Origin of the sequence: Arthrobacter sp. 9AX (assembly GCF_902506095.1) — a bacterium.
Lineage (GTDB): Bacteria > Actinomycetota > Actinomycetes > Actinomycetales > Micrococcaceae > Arthrobacter.
In genome coordinates this window covers 2,398,093-2,418,121 of record NZ_LR733293.1, presented here as the reverse complement: position 1 = coordinate 2,418,121, position 20,029 = coordinate 2,398,093, and the positions used below count along the sequence as shown (strand labels likewise).

Annotated in this window: 22 protein-coding genes; 14 read left to right on the top strand and 8 right to left on the bottom strand. The window is 63.3% G+C overall.

Translation table 11 applies throughout. From position 1 onward, the window contains the following. Positions 1-72: 72 nt before the first annotated feature. Positions 73-711 (bottom strand): aa3-type cytochrome oxidase subunit III, encoded by a 639-nt coding sequence (gene ctaE, locus BACI348_RS11090; RefSeq protein ID WP_201298412.1) that lies wholly within the window; start codon positions 709-711, stop codon positions 73-75. 148 nt (positions 712-859) lie between these two features. On the opposite strand from ctaE, the gene trpD reads away from it, so the two are divergent. Beyond that, complete coding sequence (trpD, locus tag BACI348_RS11085) at positions 860-1,915, top strand: anthranilate phosphoribosyltransferase (RefSeq protein WP_159825771.1); 1,056 nt, start codon at positions 860-862, stop codon at positions 1,913-1,915. A 15-nt stretch (positions 1,916-1,930) separates the two neighbouring features. Here the strand turns inward: trpD and BACI348_RS11080 are convergent, their stop codons facing one another. Then, on the bottom strand, positions 1,931-2,212 hold the full coding sequence (locus tag BACI348_RS11080) for an Lrp/AsnC family transcriptional regulator (protein ID WP_159825769.1): 282 nt from the start codon (positions 2,210-2,212) through the stop codon (positions 1,931-1,933). Positions 2,213-2,324: 112 nt separating this feature from the next. After that, entirely contained in the window at positions 2,325-2,726 is a 402-nt protein-coding gene (locus tag BACI348_RS11075) for a DUF3054 domain-containing protein (protein WP_159825767.1), read from the bottom strand. 103 nt (positions 2,727-2,829) lie between these two features. Here BACI348_RS11075 and BACI348_RS11070 point away from each other — a divergent pair, with 103 nt between their 5' ends. The 4 genes from BACI348_RS11070 to BACI348_RS11055 all read left to right on the top strand — a co-directional run bounded on the left by BACI348_RS11070 (position 2,830) and on the right by BACI348_RS11055 (position 4,605). Continuing rightward, entirely contained in the window at positions 2,830-3,228 is a 399-nt protein-coding gene (locus BACI348_RS11070) for a VOC family protein (RefSeq protein WP_159825765.1), read from the top strand. 144 nt (positions 3,229-3,372) lie between these two features. Then, entirely contained in the window at positions 3,373-3,753 is a 381-nt protein-coding gene (locus BACI348_RS11065; RefSeq protein ID WP_328700010.1) for a VOC family protein, read from the top strand. Between the two features lie 69 nt (positions 3,754-3,822). Next, positions 3,823-3,972: a hypothetical protein gene (locus tag BACI348_RS11060; protein ID WP_201298411.1), complete on the top strand. Its 150-nt coding sequence runs from the start codon at positions 3,823-3,825 to the stop codon at positions 3,970-3,972. An 84-nt stretch (positions 3,973-4,056) separates the two neighbouring features. Then, positions 4,057-4,605 carry a GNAT family N-acetyltransferase gene (locus BACI348_RS11055; protein ID WP_159825763.1) on the top strand — a complete coding sequence of 183 codons (549 nt, stop codon included), beginning with the start codon at positions 4,057-4,059 and terminating at the stop codon, positions 4,603-4,605. A gap of 815 nt (positions 4,606-5,420) precedes the next feature. On the opposite strand, the gene BACI348_RS11045 is transcribed toward BACI348_RS11055, so the two are convergent. The 4 genes from BACI348_RS11045 to BACI348_RS11030 all read right to left on the bottom strand — a co-directional run bounded on the left by BACI348_RS11045 (position 5,421) and on the right by BACI348_RS11030 (position 8,789). Then, positions 5,421-5,948: a YbhB/YbcL family Raf kinase inhibitor-like protein gene (locus BACI348_RS11045; RefSeq protein WP_159825761.1), complete on the bottom strand. Its 528-nt coding sequence runs from the start codon at positions 5,946-5,948 to the stop codon at positions 5,421-5,423. A gap of 206 nt (positions 5,949-6,154) precedes the next feature. Continuing rightward, on the bottom strand, positions 6,155-6,727 hold the full coding sequence (locus tag BACI348_RS11040) for a flavin reductase family protein (RefSeq protein WP_159825759.1): 573 nt from the start codon (positions 6,725-6,727) through the stop codon (positions 6,155-6,157). A 2-nt stretch (positions 6,728-6,729) separates the two neighbouring features. Beyond that, complete coding sequence (locus BACI348_RS11035) at positions 6,730-7,776, bottom strand: methionine synthase (RefSeq protein WP_159825757.1); 1,047 nt, start codon at positions 7,774-7,776, stop codon at positions 6,730-6,732. A 20-nt stretch (positions 7,777-7,796) separates the two neighbouring features. After that, entirely contained in the window at positions 7,797-8,789 is a 993-nt protein-coding gene (locus BACI348_RS11030; RefSeq protein WP_159825755.1) for a DUF1852 domain-containing protein, read from the bottom strand. A 121-nt stretch (positions 8,790-8,910) separates the two neighbouring features. Here BACI348_RS11030 and BACI348_RS11025 point away from each other — a divergent pair, with 121 nt between their 5' ends. The 7 genes from BACI348_RS11025 to BACI348_RS10995 all read left to right on the top strand — a co-directional run bounded on the left by BACI348_RS11025 (position 8,911) and on the right by BACI348_RS10995 (position 17,813). Further along, positions 8,911-9,852, top strand: coding sequence for a LysR family transcriptional regulator (locus tag BACI348_RS11025; RefSeq protein WP_159825753.1), 942 nt, complete (start codon positions 8,911-8,913; stop codon positions 9,850-9,852). A gap of 781 nt (positions 9,853-10,633) precedes the next feature. After that, entirely contained in the window at positions 10,634-12,574 is a 1,941-nt protein-coding gene (locus tag BACI348_RS11020) for a hypothetical protein (RefSeq protein WP_159825751.1), read from the top strand. A 1,146-nt stretch (positions 12,575-13,720) separates the two neighbouring features. Then, the gene (locus BACI348_RS21100; RefSeq protein ID WP_159825749.1) at positions 13,721-13,984 is read left to right on the top strand and encodes a GAF domain-containing protein; all 264 of its coding nucleotides are present in this window, start codon (positions 13,721-13,723) and stop codon (positions 13,982-13,984) included. 295 nt (positions 13,985-14,279) lie between these two features. Beyond that, positions 14,280-14,582, top strand: a complete 303-nt coding sequence (locus BACI348_RS11010; RefSeq protein ID WP_159830010.1) for a DUF4193 domain-containing protein — start codon at positions 14,280-14,282, stop codon at positions 14,580-14,582. A gap of 192 nt (positions 14,583-14,774) precedes the next feature. Next, positions 14,775-15,965 carry a type III polyketide synthase gene (locus tag BACI348_RS11005; protein WP_159825747.1) on the top strand — a complete coding sequence of 397 codons (1,191 nt, stop codon included), beginning with the start codon at positions 14,775-14,777 and terminating at the stop codon, positions 15,963-15,965. A 5-nt stretch (positions 15,966-15,970) separates the two neighbouring features. Further along, on the top strand, positions 15,971-16,666 hold the full coding sequence (locus BACI348_RS11000; RefSeq protein WP_159825745.1) for a class I SAM-dependent methyltransferase: 696 nt from the start codon (positions 15,971-15,973) through the stop codon (positions 16,664-16,666). Between the two features lies 1 nt (position 16,667). After that, a complete protein-coding gene (locus BACI348_RS10995; RefSeq protein WP_159825743.1) occupies positions 16,668-17,813 on the top strand; it encodes an FAD-dependent oxidoreductase in 1,146 nt (381 codons plus the stop codon). Between the two features lie 21 nt (positions 17,814-17,834). On the opposite strand, the gene BACI348_RS10990 is transcribed toward BACI348_RS10995, so the two are convergent. Continuing rightward, entirely contained in the window at positions 17,835-18,293 is a 459-nt protein-coding gene (locus BACI348_RS10990; protein ID WP_159825741.1) for a nuclear transport factor 2 family protein, read from the bottom strand. A 53-nt stretch (positions 18,294-18,346) separates the two neighbouring features. On the opposite strand from BACI348_RS10990, the gene BACI348_RS10985 reads away from it, so the two are divergent. Further along, positions 18,347-19,027: a peptide deformylase gene (locus tag BACI348_RS10985; RefSeq protein ID WP_159825739.1), complete on the top strand. Its 681-nt coding sequence runs from the start codon at positions 18,347-18,349 to the stop codon at positions 19,025-19,027. A gap of 62 nt (positions 19,028-19,089) precedes the next feature. After that, complete coding sequence (locus BACI348_RS10980; protein ID WP_159825737.1) at positions 19,090-19,971, top strand: putative RNA methyltransferase; 882 nt, start codon at positions 19,090-19,092, stop codon at positions 19,969-19,971. Positions 19,972-20,029: the final 58 nt, after the last annotated feature.

Sequence of the window (20,029 nt, the reverse complement as noted above, 5' to 3'; positions counted from 1 at the left end):
ATTCGATCCTGGGCGGGCTCCGGGAGCCGCTACCTGAAATTCTGCCTCTTGTAGAAAAAGAATCAAAGCTGGCTACTTGAGTACGTAGATGACCAGGAAGAGGCCGATCCAGACGACGTCAACAAAGTGCCAGTAGTACGAGGTGACGATCGCAGATGTTGCTTCGAAGTGCCCGAACTTCTTCGCGGCAAAGGAGCGCCCCATGATCAGGAGGAAGGCAACCAGTCCGCCGATCACGTGCAGGCCATGGAATCCGGTGGTCATGTAGAAGGCTGAACCGTAGGCGTTGGAGGAAAGCGAGACATGCTCGGAAACCAGCATCGCGTATTCAGTGGCCTGGCCGGCGACGAAGAAGGCACCCATCAGGAATGTGAGGGTGAACCATTCGTTCATTCCCCAGCGGGAGAACTGGAAAGCCCCGCCGGTCTTGCGCGGCTGCAGCCGCTCGGCGGCGAAGACGCCCATCTGGCAAGTAAAGGAACTGGCCACAAGGACGATCGTGTTAACGAGCGCAAACGGGAAGTTGAGCTTGGCTGTCTCTTCGGCCCACATCTCGCCGCTGGTGGAGCGCAGTGTGAAGTACATGGCAAAGAGACCGGCGAAGAACATCAACTCGCTGGAGAGCCACACTACGGTTCCAACGGAAACCATATTGGGGCGGTTCAGCGTGGGGTGCGCCGGGGTACTGGGGGCATGGGTCGCAGATGTCACATAGACATTATGTCTGTAAAACTCCGTGCTGCCCAACGCAAACCGGCTTTTCGGGGGACTTTTTCTACAAAGACGCGAAATTGCCCGGAAAAGTTCCGCCGGCCGTTCACATTGGTCAGTGCCTGCCATCCCTCGGTAGCATCAGCAGGTGACTTCACAGGCATCTGCAGCATCGGTCAACACTTGGCCGCGGCTGATTTCGGCACTGATCAATGGCAAGGACCTCACCGCGGACAACACCGCGTGGGCCATGGACACCATCATGTCCGGGGAGGCTACGCCTGCCCAGATCGCAGGATTCCTGGTAGCCCTCAGCGCCAAGGGCGAAACCGTTGAGGAGCTGTCCGGCCTCGTTGATGCCATGCTTGCGCACGCGAATCCGGTATCCATCTCCGGAGAAAAGCTTGACATCGTGGGGACCGGTGGTGACCAACTCAACACCGTGAACATCTCCACGATGGCTGCACTGGTTGCTGCCGGGGCGGGCGCAAAGGTGGTTAAGCACGGCAACCGCGCGGCGTCGTCGTCGTCCGGGTCAGCGGATGTGCTGGAGGCGCTCGGGGTCCGGCTGGACCTGTCCATCGGGCAGGTGGCCCGCAACGCCGAGGAGGCGGGAATCACCTTCTGCTTCGCGCAGGTGTTCCATCCGTCCTTCCGCCACACGGCGGTGCCGCGAAAGGAGCTGGCCATCCCTACCGCCTTCAACTTCCTTGGCCCCCTGACCAACCCGGCACATGTGCAGGCCTCGGCAGTCGGCGTTGCCAATGCCAGGATGGCGCCGCTGGTGGCAGGAGTCCTGGCCCAGCGGGGGAGCCGGGGCCTGGTGTTCCGTGGCAATGACGGGCTGGACGAGCTCACCACTACCGGGCCTTCAACCGTATGGGAGATCCGCAACGGCACCGTGGTGGAGCAGACGTTTTCCCCTGAGGACCTGGGCATCACGCTGGCTACAGTGGAGCAGCTTCGCGGCGGAGACGCGCATGCGAATGCTGCCGTGGTCCGCGAGGTCCTCGCAGGCAAGGAAGGCCCCGCCCGGGATGCCGTCCTGCTCAACGCTGCGGCCGGTCTCGTGGCATATGACACCACGGCGGAAGGCCCGCTCCTTGAGCGGATGCGGGCTGCCTACGACCGGGCAGCCGAATCCATCGCTTCCGGCGCCGCTGCGGCAGTGCTGGACAACTGGGTGTCGCTGACCCGCCGCTGACGGACCCGCGGCGGCCTACTGCTCGAAACCGAGGGCGAAAGCTGCGTCCAGGTCATGCTGGGAGTAGGCGCGGAACGCAATATGCGTTGTGGTGTGCACAACGGCAGGCACCTTGGAGAGCCGGTCCGCGATGACATCGGCAAGGTCCTCGTGCCGCCGTACGCGTGCCACCGCGATCAGGTCCCATTCGCCCGTCACTGAGTAGACCTCGCTGATCCCGTCGATCGCTGAGATTTCCTCGGCGGTTTCAGGAATGCGCGCGGCGTCGGTCTTGATCAGAACGAATGCGGTGATCACGGTTAATCCTTTCGGATCTGTTGCGCCGTGGCAGGGCCCGGCAGGCTTCTCGGTGCTGTCAGCCTATTACATCGAGTCCCCGCGCCGCCGGTACCTGGCGTGCGCCTCTGCCTCAGGTCTTCCGGAGCCGGCGGGCTCCTGCCCACACCAGCCGCCAGCCAACCAGCAGCAGCCCGAGGCTGAGCAAAGCAACAAGAATGAACGGCAACACCACGGTCTGGTTCGTGAGCAGCCGCAGCACCATGCCGCCGGCCAACGCCGCCAGCCACACGGCCAGGCCGGTCCGGCGCACGGACATGGGATTGCGCCAGGCTTTGAAAACCAGCCAGCCCAGGGCCGCTCCGGCAAGGAAGGGCCACGCCGTCAGGAAAACGCCCGCCACCACATCGCCCCGCTGGTGGGCGTCCCTGCCCACTGCTGCGAACACCAGGATCAGAACGGTGTCCGTGATGGCCGCGGCTGCAATCCGCCGCCTGGAAAGGGCCGGCACGGGCCGCTGAATTGAAGGGGTCATGGTTTCGAGCCTAGCAATGTGGAGCACTCCCGGTTGCCACCCCTTGTTCCTGACCCGGCGACTCAGCAGGATGGACTCAGCCGGATATTGGAAAGGCAGAACCATGCGATTGATCCAGGTGGCGCAGTACGCGGACGACCTCGAGCGTGCGGCCCGCTTCTATTCGGAACTGCTCGCTGTCCAACCCACGGCAGTGTTCGACCCGCCCGGCCTCCTCTTCTTCGACCTTGACGGCCTTCGGCTGCTGCTGGAGCGGGGAGCCCCGCGGGCCCTTCTGTACCTCGAGGTTCCCGACGTGCGGAAGTCCGTCAGGGAACTCCGGGGCAGGGGAGTCGAAGTGGTGGCGGAGCCGCAGGTCATCTTCAGCCACAATGACGGGCTGTTGGGGCCCGTTGGCACGGATGAGTGGATGGCCTTCATCAGGGACAGTGAGGGCAACACCGTGGGTCTTGTCAGCCGGCATCCCGCGGAACCGGCGCCCCGGGACGCGGGGGTCAACTGAAACCGTTGTCCCCGTCATGAGCCGCCGCTAGGCTCAAGCCGGAAAGGAGCAACCTATGCCACGCACCATCGGAACCTGCCTCTGGTTCGAGAACGAGGCTGAACAGGCGCGAAGTTCTACACGTCAGTTTTTGACGACTCCAGGATTCTCAACGTCTCGCGTTTCGAAGGTGCACCCGGGCCCGAGAGCCAGGCCATCGCCGTCGAATTTGAGCTCGAGGGCCGCGCCTTCACGGCTCTAAATGGTGCGCGGGGAGCCAGGTTCACCGAAGCCGTCTCCTTTATGGTCGAGTGCGGCGACCAGGAGATGGTGGACCGCTACTGGTCAGCCCTGACCGACGGCGGCAGCGAAAGCCAGTGCGGCTGGCTCAAGGACCGCTTCGGGGTCTCCTGGCAAATCATCCCGTCAGTACTCAACTCCCTGATCGCCGGCCCGGATCCCCTCGGTTCACAGCGGGCGATGCAGGCGATGCTCGGAATGCGGAAGCTGGACATCGCTGAACTGCAGAAGGCCTATAACGGCTAGGCCCGGTGTACACGGCCGGGTCCGGCACCTCCGCGATGTCACGCCGGATGGCAGGTAGCATCAGTCCCCATGAACAAGCCGCTGTGGATCTGCTGCCTCGTGGGCGCCGCCGTCGGAATAGCCCTGGGCCTGGCTGTCTTTGACAGTCCCTTCCTCGGCTTTGCGGTGGGGCTGGGCCTTGGTGCCGTGGTGGGCGCCGGCGTCGGACAGCGGCACTAGGGCCGCGGCGAAACCGGTACCGGCAGAAACCGGCCTTGTCAGGTGACCGGCCGCAATTCCCTGGAGATTGTTAGCGTGGGCCGGGTGACTTCCCTGGAACTTCGGTGGACTACCCAACTCTCTGCCAGTGACTACGCCGATATGGCTGTTCTCTTCGACAGTGAGTACGAGGATGAATGGGGTCCTTGGAATCCGAAGCAAGGCTACGGGTATGCACGAGGCGAACTGCATTGCCTGGTCCGCGACGGTGGCAACCTCGTTGGATATGCTGCCTCGGCACGACGCTTTGTAGCAGTGGGCAAAGGTGAAGTTGTCGTTGCAGGCATCGGCGGGGTCCTGACTGCGGCTGCGACCCGTGGCCAACGTATTGGCCATGGGATGATGTCTTCGCTCCAGGAAGCTATGCGTGGTGATGCTCCGGCCGAATTTGGCCTGCTCGGGTGCCGTGAAGAGGTGGTGCCCTTCTATCAGTCGTGCGGCTTTGTCCTTGTCGAATCCCTTATCCGTGACGTTTCCCCGCGCGATGCGATGACTGTGATCGAAAGCGCTGGCCCAACCCTGGTCTGTGCAGGAACCAAATCAATTGAGGCGTGGCCCGCCGGGACAATTGATCTGCGGGGCCTGCCGTGGTGACAAGGCTGGGTTATGCGTCCCGCGACGGCGACGCGGGGAGGAGGGCTGAACTGCATCAGCTCCGGGATTTCCGCATTATTGGCATGTAGGCGTATTCGGGAAATTCAAGCGTGATTCCCCGGAATGGGTCCTCTCAGCCCGTGGCTGTCGCCTCATATACCTACTACACCCTTGCGCCGGAGGAACGAGAAGCGCTCCCCTCACCAGAAGCAATATCAGCTGCCCTCGAACAGGGTGCGGCCGAAGACACTCGAAACAGCGATTGACATGGAAACCCCACCGGCATCCAGTCAGACATAGGTGGGGTCGGGACGAGTCGCGGGCGCTAACCCGAATGCCTCCTCGACGAAGGGCCGGCTCCCCGAAGGGGAGCAACTTTAACCATTCGGGGCAGTACGAAGCCACAGGGCGGCTGAGGCCCCGCCCGTGGCCTGACGGCCGAGTGCGAGCTACGGAAAAGTGGACTTTGACGACGGCGAGGGAAAGACCGTCCTCACCCTTTACATGCAGCGCGGTCCCGAAGAAGGCTACGTGCTGCACGTCGAGCATCTGGCCGCGCCGCTTCGGTGAATGGCGCCCTCGAGGCGGAACTGGACGCCGCCGTCAGCGCCGCCCGCTCGAACGGAGACTCATGGGAGGCTATCGGCGCCGCCCTCGCACGACTGCTCGAACTGCCGGAGGACGCTTCGGAGGCTACTGAGACGACCGCGAAATTTGTTGTCGAAGGTGACGGGAACGTGCGCGCGCCGTGTCTCCCAGTAGCTGTAGGTGCACGTCCGGAGCACCCGGACGTGCACCTACAGTTATGAATCGTGTTAGGGCTGCTCGAAAGTACCGACCAGTCGTGCGCGGCCGATGGCGTGCGAAAAGAGGTTGAACCCCAGATAGGCGGGGCTGGCTTCACTGGGGATGTCGAGCTTATCCAGATTCAGGGCGTGTACCACCACGTGATAGTGGTGCACACCGTGACCGGAGGGCGGCGCCGCGCCCACGAAGCCGGGGAAGCCGGCGTCATTCGCCAACTGCACGGCACCTTCGGGCAGTCCGCCCTCCGCTGCGCCGGAGGGAAGGGAGGTGGTCGACGCTGGCAGGTTGAACACGGCCCAGTGCCAAAAACCACTCCCAGTCGGAGCATCGGGGTCGAGGACGGTGACCGCAAAGCTCTTGCTCTCCGCAGGAAAGCCCGACCACGACAGCTGTGGGGACCGGTCCTCGCCGCCTTTAATGCCCATCTTCCCGCTGCGCTGTGCCGGGGAAAGCGTGAGGCCGTGCGCGATGTCGGTGCTGGTTACCTGAAATTCCGGAAGCTGGGGAAGTCTTTCGTAAGGGTCATGGGATGTCACGTGTGTTGTTCTCCTCGTCACTAGGTTGCCCGTCCAATTCTTCCCTAGAGGGTGGGTTGATGGGTTCACCGATCGTTTCTGCGCGCCGCAAAAGCGCAAGTCGTGCAGACCACGGTTGCATCCGAGCATTCAGGAAATGGATGCACGCTCCGATGTTAACCAGGACGACGGCGTTCGGTGGTTGCCTCGCATTGTTGGCGCGGCGCTCAGCCTCCAAGCTTGGAATACTCGCCCAGACGGTGCCATGAACGGTTGTGGTAGACCAGGGCGTCGCCGGGTTCGCCCGCCTGGACGTCACGCATCACGCGGGATTCCAGGGCGTGAACGGCGATGACTGTGGAGGTCCCCACCTCCATGCGATTGATGACGGCGCAGCGCACCCACGCGCGGACATCGTTATACACCGCTTCGCCGGTGGCAAGGGCCGACCAGCGGTGCGTCTGGTCAAAGCGGTCGGCGCCGGGGGTCGCTCCAAACTTCGCCAAGTCGACGTCGTGCGCGTCCAGCAGGTGCACGACGACGGATTCGGCGCGGGAAAGCACCTCTGACGCCGAGGACAGTGCCGAGACCGAGAAAACCAGCAATGGAGGGTCCGCACTCACTGACACGACCGACGATACCGTCAGTGCCACCGGTCCTTCGCCGGCATCCGCGGTGATGACGGCGACACCTCCGGGGTGCCCACGGAACAGTGCTTTGAATTCGTCGGCTGAGAGGGAGGACGGGAAGCGTTGTTTCGGTGCCTCGAGCCACGTGTCTGCGGGGTAGGCGTGAAACATCCTTATGACACCCTGGGGGCGGAGCGGGCGAGTTCCTCGCGAACGATGTTCGTCCCGGCGCTGAGGGCACTCAGTTTGGCCAGTGCGACGTCCCGGGGGAACGGTGCCATGCCGCAGTTAGAGCTGGGGATGAGCTTGTCCGCATCGACGAACTGCAGGGCCTTGCGGAGGGTGTCGGCGACTTCCTCCGGGGTCTCAATGGTCTCGCTTGCGACGTCGATAGCCCCGAGCATGACCTTCTTGCCGCGGAGGAGCTCGATGAGGTCCATGGGCACGTGGGAGTTCTGGCACTCCAGCGAGATGATGTCGATGCTGGAGCTCTGAAGCAGCGGGAACGTTTCCTCGTACTGCCTCCACTGTGAGCCGAGCGTCGCCTTCCAGTCAGTGTTGGCCTTGATCCCGTAGCCGTAGCAGATATGCACGGCGGTCTCGGCACGCAGCCCTTCTGCCGCTCTCTCAAGCGCAGCCACGCCCCAGTCCTTGACCTCATCCAGGAAGACATTGAACGCGGGCTCGTCGAACTGGATGATGTCAACGCCGGCCGCCTCGAGTTCTTTCGCCTCCTGGTTCAGGATCGTGGCGAACTCCCAGGCCAGCTTCTCGCGGCTCTTGTAGTGGTCATCGTAGAGCGTGTCCACCATCGTCATTGGACCGGGAAGAGTCCATTTGATCGGCTTGTCTGTGCTTGCGCGGAGGAATTTGGCGTCTTCGACGAATACCGGCCGCTCGCGGCGCACCGCTCCGACGACGGTCGGTACGCTCGCGTCGTAGCGATCGCGGATGCGCACGGTCTTGCGCTGTTCAAAATCGACCCCGCTGAGATGCTCGATGAAGGTCGTGACGAAGTGCTGGCGGGTTTGCTCGCCGTCGCTGACAATGTCGATGCCGCGCCGGCTCTGCTCGTGGATGGCGATGCGCAGCGCGTCCTGCTTGCCCTCGAGCAGCGCATCTCCTTCCAGCTTCCACGGGGACCAAAGAGTCTCCGGCTGTGCGAGCCACGATGGTTTCGGCAGGCTTCCGACAAGGGTGGTGGGCAAGAGTGTGTTCATGATTGGCGATTCTCCGTGGGTCAGTTGACGAGAGCGGGGTAGTTGGCGGTCCACTGGTCCAACAGATCCTTGTGGGGCGTGATGAAGTGTTCCTCCGTGTACTTCGCCTGCGTGACCGCGAGCTGACCGCGCTCGACGCGGTCATAAGCGATCTGGGTCCGTGAGTAATCCTGCTCACCCAGGCTCGGCTGGTAGACGACGGCGGCGGCGGAGTTCGCGTTGTAGACCTCCGGGCGGTAGATCTTCTGGAACGTCTCCATGGTGCTGATCGTGCCGATGAGCTGCAGATTGGAGTAGTCGTTGAGCAGGTCGCCGCGGAAATAGAAGGCCAGCGGCGCAACGCTGCCGCGTGGCATGAAGTAGCGGACCTGCAGCCCCATCTTTGCGAAGTATGCGTCTGTCAGCGAGAACTCGTCCTGCTGGTACTCGACGCCCAGAACCGGGTGACGGTTCTCCGTTCGCCGGTACGTCTTGCTCGTGGAGACGCTGATGCACACCACTGGCGGCTGCGGGAAGCGTTCCTGGTATTCCGGGGAATCGAGGAAGTGCTGGAACAGTTTGCCGTGAAGGTCTCCGAAGTCCTCGGGCACGGTGGGCTTGCCTGAGCCCCCTGCTGCCGCTGGCAGTACGACGCTGAAGTCGAAGTCTCGGACGTAGGAGGAGAAGTTGTTGCCGACGATTCCCTGGTGGCGGACCCCGTTCAGCAGATCGACGATCTGGATATCGAGAACCTCGAACAGCGGGAACTGCTGATCCGTGCCGTCTGCGGTGAGCTGTATCTGCACGGAAACGATCTCAAGCTCGAGCGTATAGCGGTCCCGGTCCGGGTTGTCCCAGTCTGCGAGATCGTTGAAGCGGCGCCGCATCATGGTCAAGGCGTTGCGGAGGTTCTCCTGGCGGTGCTCGCCCCGTGCCAGGTTGGCGAAATTCGTCGTGATGCGGGAGTCTTCCGACGGGGAGTAGTCCTCGTCGAAGCGGGTGGTGGTGATACTGAAGGTGAAGTCGTCTGCCATGCTGCCAATCCGTTGTTGATGGGCCGGAGACGGCCTTCCAGAAGGGGATGCATCCATGGTGCAACCTATCGGAGGGTATCGAGTAACTCGGCGCTGCTATGCATTCATATAGACTTTTCCTATGCCCCAGCTTTCGAGCGGACTGACCCTGCAGCAGCTCCGCTATTTCATAGAAGTTGCAGCTGAGGGGTCGATCTCCGCGGCTGCCGATCTTCTCTACGTAGCGCAGCCGACAATGTCCGCAGCGATGAAGGACCTTGAAGCCCGGGTGGGCCGTCCGCTCCTGGTTCGCTCTGCCCGCGGGGTGACCCTCACCGCCGACGGGGTAGAGTTCCTCGGCTATGCGAGGCAGGTCGTCGAGCAGTTCGCTCTCCTTGAGCAGCGCTACCTTGGCAGGCCACCGACGCGACGTCTGCTCGGGGTGTCAACGCAGCACTACTCGTTCGCGGTGGACGCCTTCGTGCGGATGGTCAAGGCCGCTGAGGTGGCCGAATACGAGTTCTCGCTGCGTGAGACCCGCACCTGGGACATCATCGAGGATGTCCGCACCCTCCGCAGCGAGATAGGCATCCTCTACCGGAACGATTTCAACCGGAAGATCATCGACAAGCTGCTCCGGGAATCCGGGCTCGCGTTCACTCCGCTTTTCCTCGCCGATCCGCACATTTTCATTTCACGGAACAACCCGCTCGCCTCAAAAGAGCGGGCGACTCTCGCCGATCTCGCCGGCTTGCCGCGGCTAACCTTCGATCAAGGTGCGAACAACTCTTTTTACTTCGCCGAGGAGATTCTCTCCACCTTGTCCAGCAAGCAGGAGATCCGGGTCTCCGACCGTGCGACGATCTTCAACCTCATGATCGGGCTCCACGGCTACACGATCTCGACGGGCATCATCAGCGGGCAGCTCGACCCGGAGATCGTCGCCATCCCGCTCGACGTTGACGAACGCATCGAGATCGGCTGGATCGGCCACGCAGCGATTCCGCTCACCGACCAGGCGCAGCGCTACCTCAGGGAATTGCGGGCCGTCGTCGCTGAGTTCGGCGTAGCGCTGCTCGACTGACTGCAGTTGAGCGGGTGGGTCTTTACCCCTTCAGTGATTGGACCTGGTTGTTGCATTCGAGCGCGCTGCTCCATCGATGATTGAGTTCTTCAGAGCTCCCTGAGAAGCCGGACTACTGCGTTCAGGTTCGGACCCGGACATCGACACCACTCCATGCCGACCTAGTCGGAACAACACGGCAGGGATACAGAAGCGCGCGGCCACCAAAGCCGCGTTGTGAATCCATTCGCCATGGTTACGTGAGTGCCTCCCGGCACCGCCCTGGTCGCAAGGTAGAAAACGGCTCTGTCACGTCTCTCCCCGACAGTGAAAAAACGTCGCCCCCGCCACCTCAAATCTCAGCAGCCAATTGGAACGCCCGTTTGGTTTTTCCAAGGCCGGTGAGCAACCGTGGAGACGTTCTGATCCTGGTGGTGCGACTGACAACCTCACTAAGCCCAGAACCGGCCGCGCCCGGCGCTGCAGGACGATGCGGTGCCGGGCCCGGTCACAACCGTTCACCTTTTTACGTGCTGCGGAAGCGCCGTGTGCAGGGAGCGCGCCCTTCTGCCTCCAGCGGCGTCGGGTACGCATTCCGGGAACGCAGGCCACGGCTGTCGGGGAGGTGCGACGCGCATTGCCTTAGTGACACTTGGGGCGTCTTCGCAAGGTTTTTCCAACCGGGGCTCAAAGTGTTTTGCAAGAACCTCCCCGTAGACATAAAGGGCCACCCCACCCCTTTTGGAGGAGCAAAATGAAACCCAACCCACCACAGGCGCCAAGAGCGCGCTTGAGGTTCCGCTTGAGTACGCGTAAGGCTGTTGCTGCTGTGGCCGCCATCCTACTCATTGGGACTGGAGCAGGAGCTTCCCTGGCCGCGACCCAGGTGACCGTGAAGAACCCGGGAAAGCTAATTGCCGTTGGCCCCGTCAACACCGAACACGGTTTTCCGGCCTGGTATGAGGACAGCACCAAAACCCGCGTTGAGCTGTGCCTTGACGCCCTGAACCCTTTGTGTGGGTTCCTGCCCGGCGATGTCCCGGACGAAACTGCCCCCATCTCTTTCCCGGACAACTTCCCGGAGGAGGCTTTTTACATGCTCGCGGGCTCGGGACTGGATCTGCCTGGCGGAGGACGAGCAGTCCTGGTTCTCGGTCTTGAAGCTGCATTCGCGAATACGGTCACGGATGGTGACCAGGTAGTGTTCGGCCGTCAGCGCATCGTTGTCAAGGGCGGCCCGGCAAACACGACGCTGGAGTTCAAGCACCCGTACGGCACCATCACCATCGACACCGACGGTTCCGGCGACGGGAAACTCGTCGAAGACATCTCGCCGGCAATCGGCAACTTCAGCACCGCTTTGAAGAGCAATATCGGACCCTTTTTGAAGTGGGATCCTGCGGTCGCCCCGGTAGCACCGGAAGGATACCTCGGTGACCCGAACCAGGAACACGCGGTCACGGGTAGCCCCATGAACTACAACAAGTTCTCTGTCACCGGTGGGGGCCTTAACCTGGAAACCGACCAATTCGGCCTCCAGGGCAAGATTTCCACCAACCGCGGAGTCAGCGCCGACGGCGCCATCCAGAACGGCGACATGATAGATGTCTTCGCCAGCAGCGGCCCTGAGGCTCAGCTCCAGGTAGATGGACAGGGATCGACGTTCGAGACAACGCCTATGGTTAGCGATCCGGGATCCGGTCGGTACTACGCCCGGATCAAGTTGAACGGCTCTGCGCCAGAGAGCGTCAAGATCACCAACATCGGTGACAAGCCCGCCAGCAGCAGCACCGTCAAGGTGGCCAAGCCCAGCACGATTTCCGTTACCAAGGCATCATTTGACGGAACCGCCCTTACGGTCGCCGCAGTATCAAGTGAAACGGGTGCTTTGACTGTCACTGATATCGGCACTCTCGACAACGCAACTCCCGGAACCCAAACCGAGAAATCGTGGCCGATCAAGGCCCCGCCTTCAACTGTCACCGTGAAGACAGCCACCGGTGGTTCGGCTTCCCTGCCGGTCACGATCAGCGGCGGCGACGTCACCCCTGTGGGCCTGGACCCCATCACCGCACAACCTGATCCGGGTCCTGTGACGGACACCGGTGGCGGGACAGGCACCGTCACCCCGCCACCTGTAGACCCGAACGCGCCTGCAACCGCAACAGCCACCGCCGCTTCGCCCTCGTTGAACCGGGGCGGCACCGTGCAGCTTGACGGCAGCGCATCCACCGGCGCCGTCAGCTACAAGTGGCGCCAGGTAAGCGGCCCTGCCGTTACCCTGTCGAACAACACTGCGGCAAAACCGGTGGTTTCCATTCCTTTCTACGCCAAGAGCACGGACACGGCTCCGCTGAATGAGAAGGGGGATGGCTCGGTAAAGATCGAGCTGATTGTGACCGATAAGAACGGTGCAGATAGTGCCCCGGCCACCGTTGACGTGGCCATCCAGGCCGACACCGTGACGGTTGACGCCGGTTCCCGCCACCGGATTGGAAAGGACATGAGGATTTCCGGTACGTCAACACTGGGTGGCAGCACGGCACTCCTGATCCCGGCCACGACCGTTGTCATCTACGACACCACCCCCGGCAGGGCGGTTACCAAGCTCGGTACCGCACAGGTGGACACTTTGGGCGCATGGTCGCTGCAGGCCAAGCCGGGCCCGAACCGGCAGGTCAGCAGTGTGATGGTCCAGACCAGCCGCGGCGGAACCGCGACGGGAGCAGTTACCACGCGCTAACCGCCAGCAACAACAGTTCAGGGTCCTGCCCGCGTCAGCGGACAGGACCCTGAACTGTGACCATGGAAGGGGTGGGGAACAGGGAAGAGAAGGGTTTCGAGCTCCGCTCTTGCACACAACCTTGTATGCTCCGGGACTGCCAGCGGACGGCAACTTCGCAGAACCTCGAAGGCTTCCCGAAGCCGACCCGTTGCCTGGCACTATCGTCCTATAGGGCCCAGAAGCGGTTGGGCGAACGCCTAACGGATTTTCCGTCAAGTAGCCCATAGGGACACATGGGTTGCGATTTTCCTACTTCAGGACTTTTGGGTCGAATTCCACTCGAAGAATCCGCCTCGTAGCAAAGAAGTGGGAGCCGGCGACGGCTGGGGGAGGCGTCGTGGTCTCAGGCGACGCCCTCGCCGCCGGCGCCGCCCACCACGCTATAGCCAGAGGCCGAGGGACACCTGAGTAGTGGGTACGGGTTTCGGCAGATGGGGAACACGCAGGTAGGTTCCCGATAAGGGGGAGATGTTGCGCGCGAAGAAGTTCTCCGGGCGTGTGGCCGTTGGCAGCGGAGCTAAGGTGCGCGACAGGAACGGGAGGCGGTTGGGGTATAGCGATCACGATGTCTTATGTGCGGCAAGCGCGGCCAGGTCCCGGATCAGCCGCTGCATTTCGTGTTCCCTATCGTTGCGCGCTGGAAGCTGGGGCGCTGGCCGCGGCTGAGCCAGGCGACTGCTGGGCGCTGCTGGAACTGCCCGGACTGTGCTCGATTCCTTAGCCGTATGGTTTTCACTCGTCCTCATACGTCCCCCTCGACGTAATCGTTGCTGCTTGTGCAAACACTCTAAGAACCCCGGGCGACCGAGCGGAAGCGAATAAGCCAATCCTCGGCAGACCTTGTACCGATCTTGAGCATCGGGCCACCGTTCGGCGTCCTACCCGAGAACTGATCCTCCTTCACCTAGAATCAGCTGTGCGCTTCTTTCGTCTAACGACGGCTCGGACAAAACGCCGATAACGGGATTCTTTCGATCTACTTGCGGGGTATTGGGGGAGTCCGGGGATGGCGAAGCCGAGCTGAAGTGCTCTTCCTCCGAAGTTGGCCCGCGAAGGGCACGAGGAAATACAGCGGTCAGCGTAAGCTGAACAGGCCGAGCAGCGGTGGCCGCGATACAGGCAGCCGAAGCCCATGGGGTCCAATCCGTCCTGGCCGTCCCGATCTTGGTGGAAACAGAAACCCCAGCTGCCCTTGCTTTCTATGCGGCACCCGCCGGCGCCTTCACCGACTCAGACATCATCAGCGCAGAAGATTTCGCCGCGCACGTTTCAACGGCCTTACGTCCCGCCCTCAAAATCTTCCAAACTCTCAGAAGGGCTTCAACGGACGCAACATCAAACTGCGGGACCTGGCCGCTGAAATCCTAAAACCACTCTCGCCGGGCACCCTCCACACGCGCTATTTCGACGTATAACCCCACGAACTTGAAGATTGGGCGCGGAGCAGCGGCATCTGGGCCGGGCCGAGAGTCGTTATGCCAGTCAGCCACAGCTTTGAGCACCTGACGCGGCAGCAGGGGAGTGCTTATGGCCGGTTGCGGGCGAGGCGAACAGTTATCCGGCGGCGCTGTTTCATCAGCACCAAGCGTGGGAACAAGGGAACAACGGAGTACGTTGCAGTCTCGGTCGGAGAAGAAGCACAACAGAAATGAGAAGCACCAACGTGGCAACCGATTATGACGAAGTCCGTTCCGATGTCAAGGAATCCCAGGACAGCTCGCTGGAAGCGCTGAAGTCCGCCAGTGCCCCGGACGCCCGCAGCGTCGTCACCGAACTGGATGAAGCCGACGTCCTTGACGAAGGACTGACTCCGGGCGGGGAAATCGTCTCCGAGGAACTCATCGTCCAGGTCATCCCGCAGGGCAAGGACGAATTCACCTGCTCGTCCTGCTTCCTCGTCCGGCACCGGTCCCAACTGGCACGCCAAAGCAACGGCCACTCGTACTGCGTCGAATGCGAGGGCTAGGCGCTCGCTGAATAAGCGAAGGAGGAGTCCCTCTCAGCCCTAGCTTTACATAATGTAGATTATCGGCACTTTGTCAGGGCCCCGAAAGGGGCCCGGCACCTGCCTGTGGTCCGCATTGCCCAGAGCCTGCTGCACCACACGAATCCGCAGGTCAGCATTGTCTTATCCGAAGGCCTCGTTAAGAATGAGTCAATGACGGTCTATGTGCGATCACTTGAAACTGCTGTCCCGAAAACGATGCTGATCCAGACAGAAGCCCGTGACGTGTTTGCGGCCCAGCCTGGTTTGACCAGGCTCGGTTCGCGGCTTGTCAGTACGTGTTTTGACTCGGCCGCCATCGATACCCGTTTCACCGCCGTGGAGGAACTCACCAACGATTTCCGGTCCGAAAATCCGCAGTTCTACGACCCCCGGACCGGCCTCCTGCTGAATCCCAGCACCAAGGTCCGCAATGAGATTTTCGGCCGTGAGGCCACCAAGCTCTTTGTGGAAGCTGCCCGCTCCGCCGTCGCAGCCGCCCCGGAATTCGAGTTACTTGACATAACTCATCTAATTACTGTTTCCTGCACCGGGTTCTTCAACCCCGGACCTGACTACAAAATCGTCCGGGAGCTCGGCCTGGACCCGGCCGTCCAGCGCTACCACCTTGGATTCATGGGCTGCTATGCGGCGTTTCCTGCCCTGCGCGCAGCGAAACTGTTCTGTGAGGCGGATCCCACCGCCGTTGTGCTGGTGGTGTGCGCCGAGCTCTGTTCCCTCCACGTCCGCACTTCCAACGATCCCGACACGATCATGGGCTCCGCCCTGTTCGCCGACGGTGCCGCGGCCGCCGTCGTAACAGCCCGCAACGGCGCCGAGGAACAATCCCTGCTCCGGCTGGACCATTTCGAAACCGTCCTCACACCTGTCGGCGAGGACGCCATGGCGTGGAACATCGGCGATCACGGCTTCGAAATGGTGCTGGGCAACTACGTGCCGCACATCATCGATGACCACATTGTCGACGCGCTGCGGCCCCTCCTGGCGAGGGACCCGGAACTGGAGGCACTCCCCTACGCTTCCATCCGCCACTGGGCCATACACCCCGGCGGCCGCAGCATCCTGGACAAAGTCCAGTCCCGTCTCGGCCTGAGCGATGAGCAGCTGGTCCCGGCACGCGAGACCCTGCGCAACTACGGCAACATGAGCAGCTCGACCGTTCTCTTTGTGCTCAAGCACATCCTCGAACAGGCTACCGAAGACGGCGCTGAACGGATCTGCTCCATGGCATTCGGGCCCGGACTCACGGTGGAGACAGGACTGTTCACCAAGCTGCGCCAGGCACCGGTGGGCGCCAGCCTGGACCGGATGTCCGGGCAGGCGGCGGAAGTGCCGGTTCCCTGAGCCGGGTGGACCTCCTGCTGCGGCGCCGGGCCGTTGATGCTGTGGAGCTGATGGACCGGCCGGACTGCGACCCCGGGCTGCTGGACAACACCTATCGCCAGTTTGGGCTGGTCAACCGTGCGTTGTCCGGCTGGCGGAGGCTGTACGTCCGGGAGCTCCGCCCGGCGCTGGCGAAAAAGACGGCCCCTGCCACGCTGCTGGACATCGGATCCGGTGGTGGCGATCTCGCGTACCTGCTGGCCGGGTGGGCCCGCCGCGACGGACTGGACCTGCGGATCACCGGCATCGACCCGGATTACCGTGCCGCAGCCTTCGCACAAGGCCGGCCGCCGTTGGCACAGGTGGCGTTCCGGCAGGCGCACAGTGCGGATCTGGTGCGGGAAGGCAACGCGTTCGACTTCGTCATCTCAAACCATGTACTCCATCATCTTTCTGCCGGCGGGCTTCAGCAGCTGCTCACTGACTCCGATGTCCTGGCCCTGCAGAAGGTGCTCCACAACGACCTCCGCCGAAGCCGGACAGCCTACGCCTTGTTCTCCGCTGCAGCACTGCCATTCCGCCATTCGTATATCCGCGTGGACGGACTGACCTCCATCCGCAGGAGCTACACGCCCGCGGAATTATCTGCGCTCGCTCCCCCCGGCTGGGCGGTGGAAGCCGGTGCCGCGTTCCACCAGGTTCTCGCCCTGCGCAGGAACTGACGTGGCAACCGACGTCCTGATCGTCGGCGGCGGTCCCGTGGGACTGTACCTTGCCGCTTCGCTGCTGCAGGACGGCGTTGGCGTCAGGGTGCTGGAACAGCGCCAATCGAGGAACATGCACACCCGCGCCATCGGCATCCATCCACCCGCGCTTGAGGCGCTGCACGGAATTCAGGTTGCTTCTTCCGCTGTCCGGGACGGCGTCCGGATCCGCTACGGAATGGCCGTGCGGGGAGGCCGATCCGTGGGCACCATGTCCTTTGCCGGGGTGTCAGCCGCGTTCCCGTTCGTCCTGGCGCTGCCCCAGTTCCGCACGGAGGAGCTCCTGGAGGAGCGTGTCAACCACCTCGACGGCGATGCCATCGTCCGCGGCGTCCGGGCCAGTGAAGTGAAGGACGACGGCGGCCGGGTCACCGTGGTGGGGCACGCCGGCCACCAAAGGGTGGAGTTCGAGGCGTCCCTCGTGGTGGCGGCCGACGGCGCGCGGTCCCGTGTGCGCGACCTCCTCGGTGTGCCCGTCCGGGCCAGGAATTACGCGGATCACTACCTCATGGGCGACTTCCAGGACCCGGGACTTAACGCCGGGACTGCGGTCCTGTTCCTTGAGCCCGGCGGCATCGTGGAATCATTCCCGCTGCCGGACGGGGTCCGCCGGTGGGTGGTGCGGCTGGGCCGTCCCGCCGGTGGTGCCGGGCCGGACCAGCTGGCAGCGCTGGTGAGGGAACGGACCGGAGTCTTCCCGGACGCCGGGACCAACACCATGCTGAGTGCCTTCAGCGTCCGGTCCACGCTGGCACGCCGGATGGTGGCCGGACGGGTTGTCCTGATCGGTGACGCGGCCCATGAGATAAGCCCCATCGGCGGCCAAGGCATGAATCTGGGCTGGCTGGATGCCCAGGCCCTCTCCCCCCTGATCCGGGCAACGTTGTCCGGCGGCCGCCCGGACAACGTGGAACGGCTGTTCAAGGAATTCGACGCCGGCCGGCGGAAGGCGGCATTGCTGGCCAGGCGCCAGTCTGAGATCAACATGCTGCTGGGCCGCCCGCTGCCCGGGCCCCTGCTGACCCTGCGGAACCTGGGCATCAGCGCCGCGGCAGCCACCCCGGCCGTCAACCGCTGGGTGGCACGGCGCTTCACCATGCAGTAACCGGCCATGCGGCCGGCGGGACTACCGGTAGTAGCAGTCGTAGCTGTTCTGGCTGATAATCAGCCCGTCCCGGACCTCGAAGACGGACGACGTCCGGGCCCGGATCACCTCACCGCGGTCCCAGTAGCGAAGGTCCATCTGCACCGTCGCGGACCAGTCGGCTTCGACAGCCACGCGGCCGCCCTCACAGGTGGTCCGCCGGATGACGAACTCCTGGTCCGCCACCACATCGGAGCTCTGATCCGCGCCGGCAAGCACCTCGGACAGCGTCCGCGTGGAACCCTCTGGCGCCAGCAGGTGCGGGGCTTCCACCAGCAAAAACGAGTCAGCCAGGAACGGCCGGAGCCGGGCCCCTCCCCCGCCCGATTCCAGGACGCGGATGAACCCCAGGACGCAATCCAGCGGTGAGGCTCCCGCGGGCGGGTGGTCCGGTGCCGGGGCGTCCAATGCGGTGTCGCTCGGAGAGGAAGGGGCAGGCATGACATAGACACTAGCCGAGCGGGCGGCAGGCGCCCGCCCGTTAGGCTTTGCTCATGAGCCAGAGCACGCCCGGAACAGACCTCAGCGCCGAACAGATCCGCGAAACCGTGGAGCGGATCCTCGCCGCAGGGACCCTTCCGCCCATCGTGCAGGCCGGCCACCCAGCCCTCCGGCAGCGTGCCGCCGCCTTTGACGGCCAGCTGTCCGGCGACCTGTTGAACCGGTTAATCAACCTTATGCGCGAAGTGATGCATGGGGCGCCCGGTGTTGGCCTCGCAGCACCCCAGCTCGGGATACCGCTGCAACTGGCTGTCCTTGAGGACCAGTTCGACGTCGATCCGGAGGCAGCAGCCCTGCGGAACCGGAGTCCGCTGGACTTCCTTGCGGTGGTGAACCCGCGCTACACACCACTGGGGACCGGGCTTGCCTCCTTTTACGAGGGCTGCCTGTCCCTCAACGGGCTGCAGGCGGTGGTTGCCCGCCCGGACAAAGTACTGCTTGAATTCCAGACGCCGGACGGAGCAGCCACTCAGCGGGAGTTCTCCGGCTGGCAGGCCCGGATAGTGCAGCACGAAACGGACCACCTGAACGGTGTGCTGTATGTGGACCGCGCCCAGTTGCGGTCGCTCAGCAGCAACGCTGAATACGCGGCGCGCTGGGCGGAAGCTGGCATCAGCAAGGCACAGCAAGGCCTGGGATTCGACGCCGGCCCCGCCGGTATCAGCCGCACCTGAACTGCCCGCTGCGGGCCAGCACCAGGAAACGCCCCGCAGAGCCCCGCCATAAGATGGATCCCATGCCCTCAACCACGAACCTGCCGTTACAGTGCCCGGTGTGCTCGAACCGACTGGACCTTTTGGCAGCGGACACGGGTCAGGGCAGGCTTGCCTGCCCGTCCGGCCACAGCTTCGATGCGGCCCGGCAGGGGTACTACAACCTGCTGGTGGGTAAGGGAACAGCCTTCGAAGCCGATTCATCCGCCATGGTGCAGGCCCGCTCCGACTTCCTGGGGAACGGCCATTACGCGCCCCTTGCTGATGCGGTGGCTGCCGCCGTCGTGCCTTTCCTGCCGGAAGCCGGCGCCGCCGTGCTGGACTCGGGAACGGGAACCGGGCACTACCTTCGGTCCCTGCTCGATGCTGCCGCAGCGCAGGGCCGGACCGTTGCAGCCTTGGGCCTGGACATCTCCAAGTTTGCGCTCCGCCGGGCGGCGCGGATCAACCCGGAGGCCGTGAACCTGGTCTGTGATATCTGGCAGCCCCTGCCGCTGGCGGACAGTTCCGTGGACGCTGTCACCGTCATCTTTGCGCCGCGCAACGCTGCCGAGTTTGCCCGGGTGCTGCGGCCGTCGGGGCGACTGGTGGTGGTCACGCCGCGTAAAGGCCACCTTGCCTCCCTGGCGGCCGTGACCGGCATGCTGGGCATCGGAGAGGACAAAGAAGCCCGGCTGGCCGAAGCCATGAGCGGCCATTTCAGTGCCGAAACGACCATCGACGTCGACATTCCCCTGGCGCTGACACGCAGGGAAGCCGCGGACCTGGCATTCATGGGGCCGGCAGGACACCATCTGGACCGGGATGCCCTTTTGGTCCGCCTCGATGGCCTGCCCGAGCCGGTCGCAGCAGGTGCGAAGTTCCAGCTGATGGTCTTCCGCCCGGGGAAACACGCAGCCGGGTAACGAGTTGGCCACTATCCTCCGGCCGCACGGATGAAGCTGCCCACAGCTGATGGGCAGC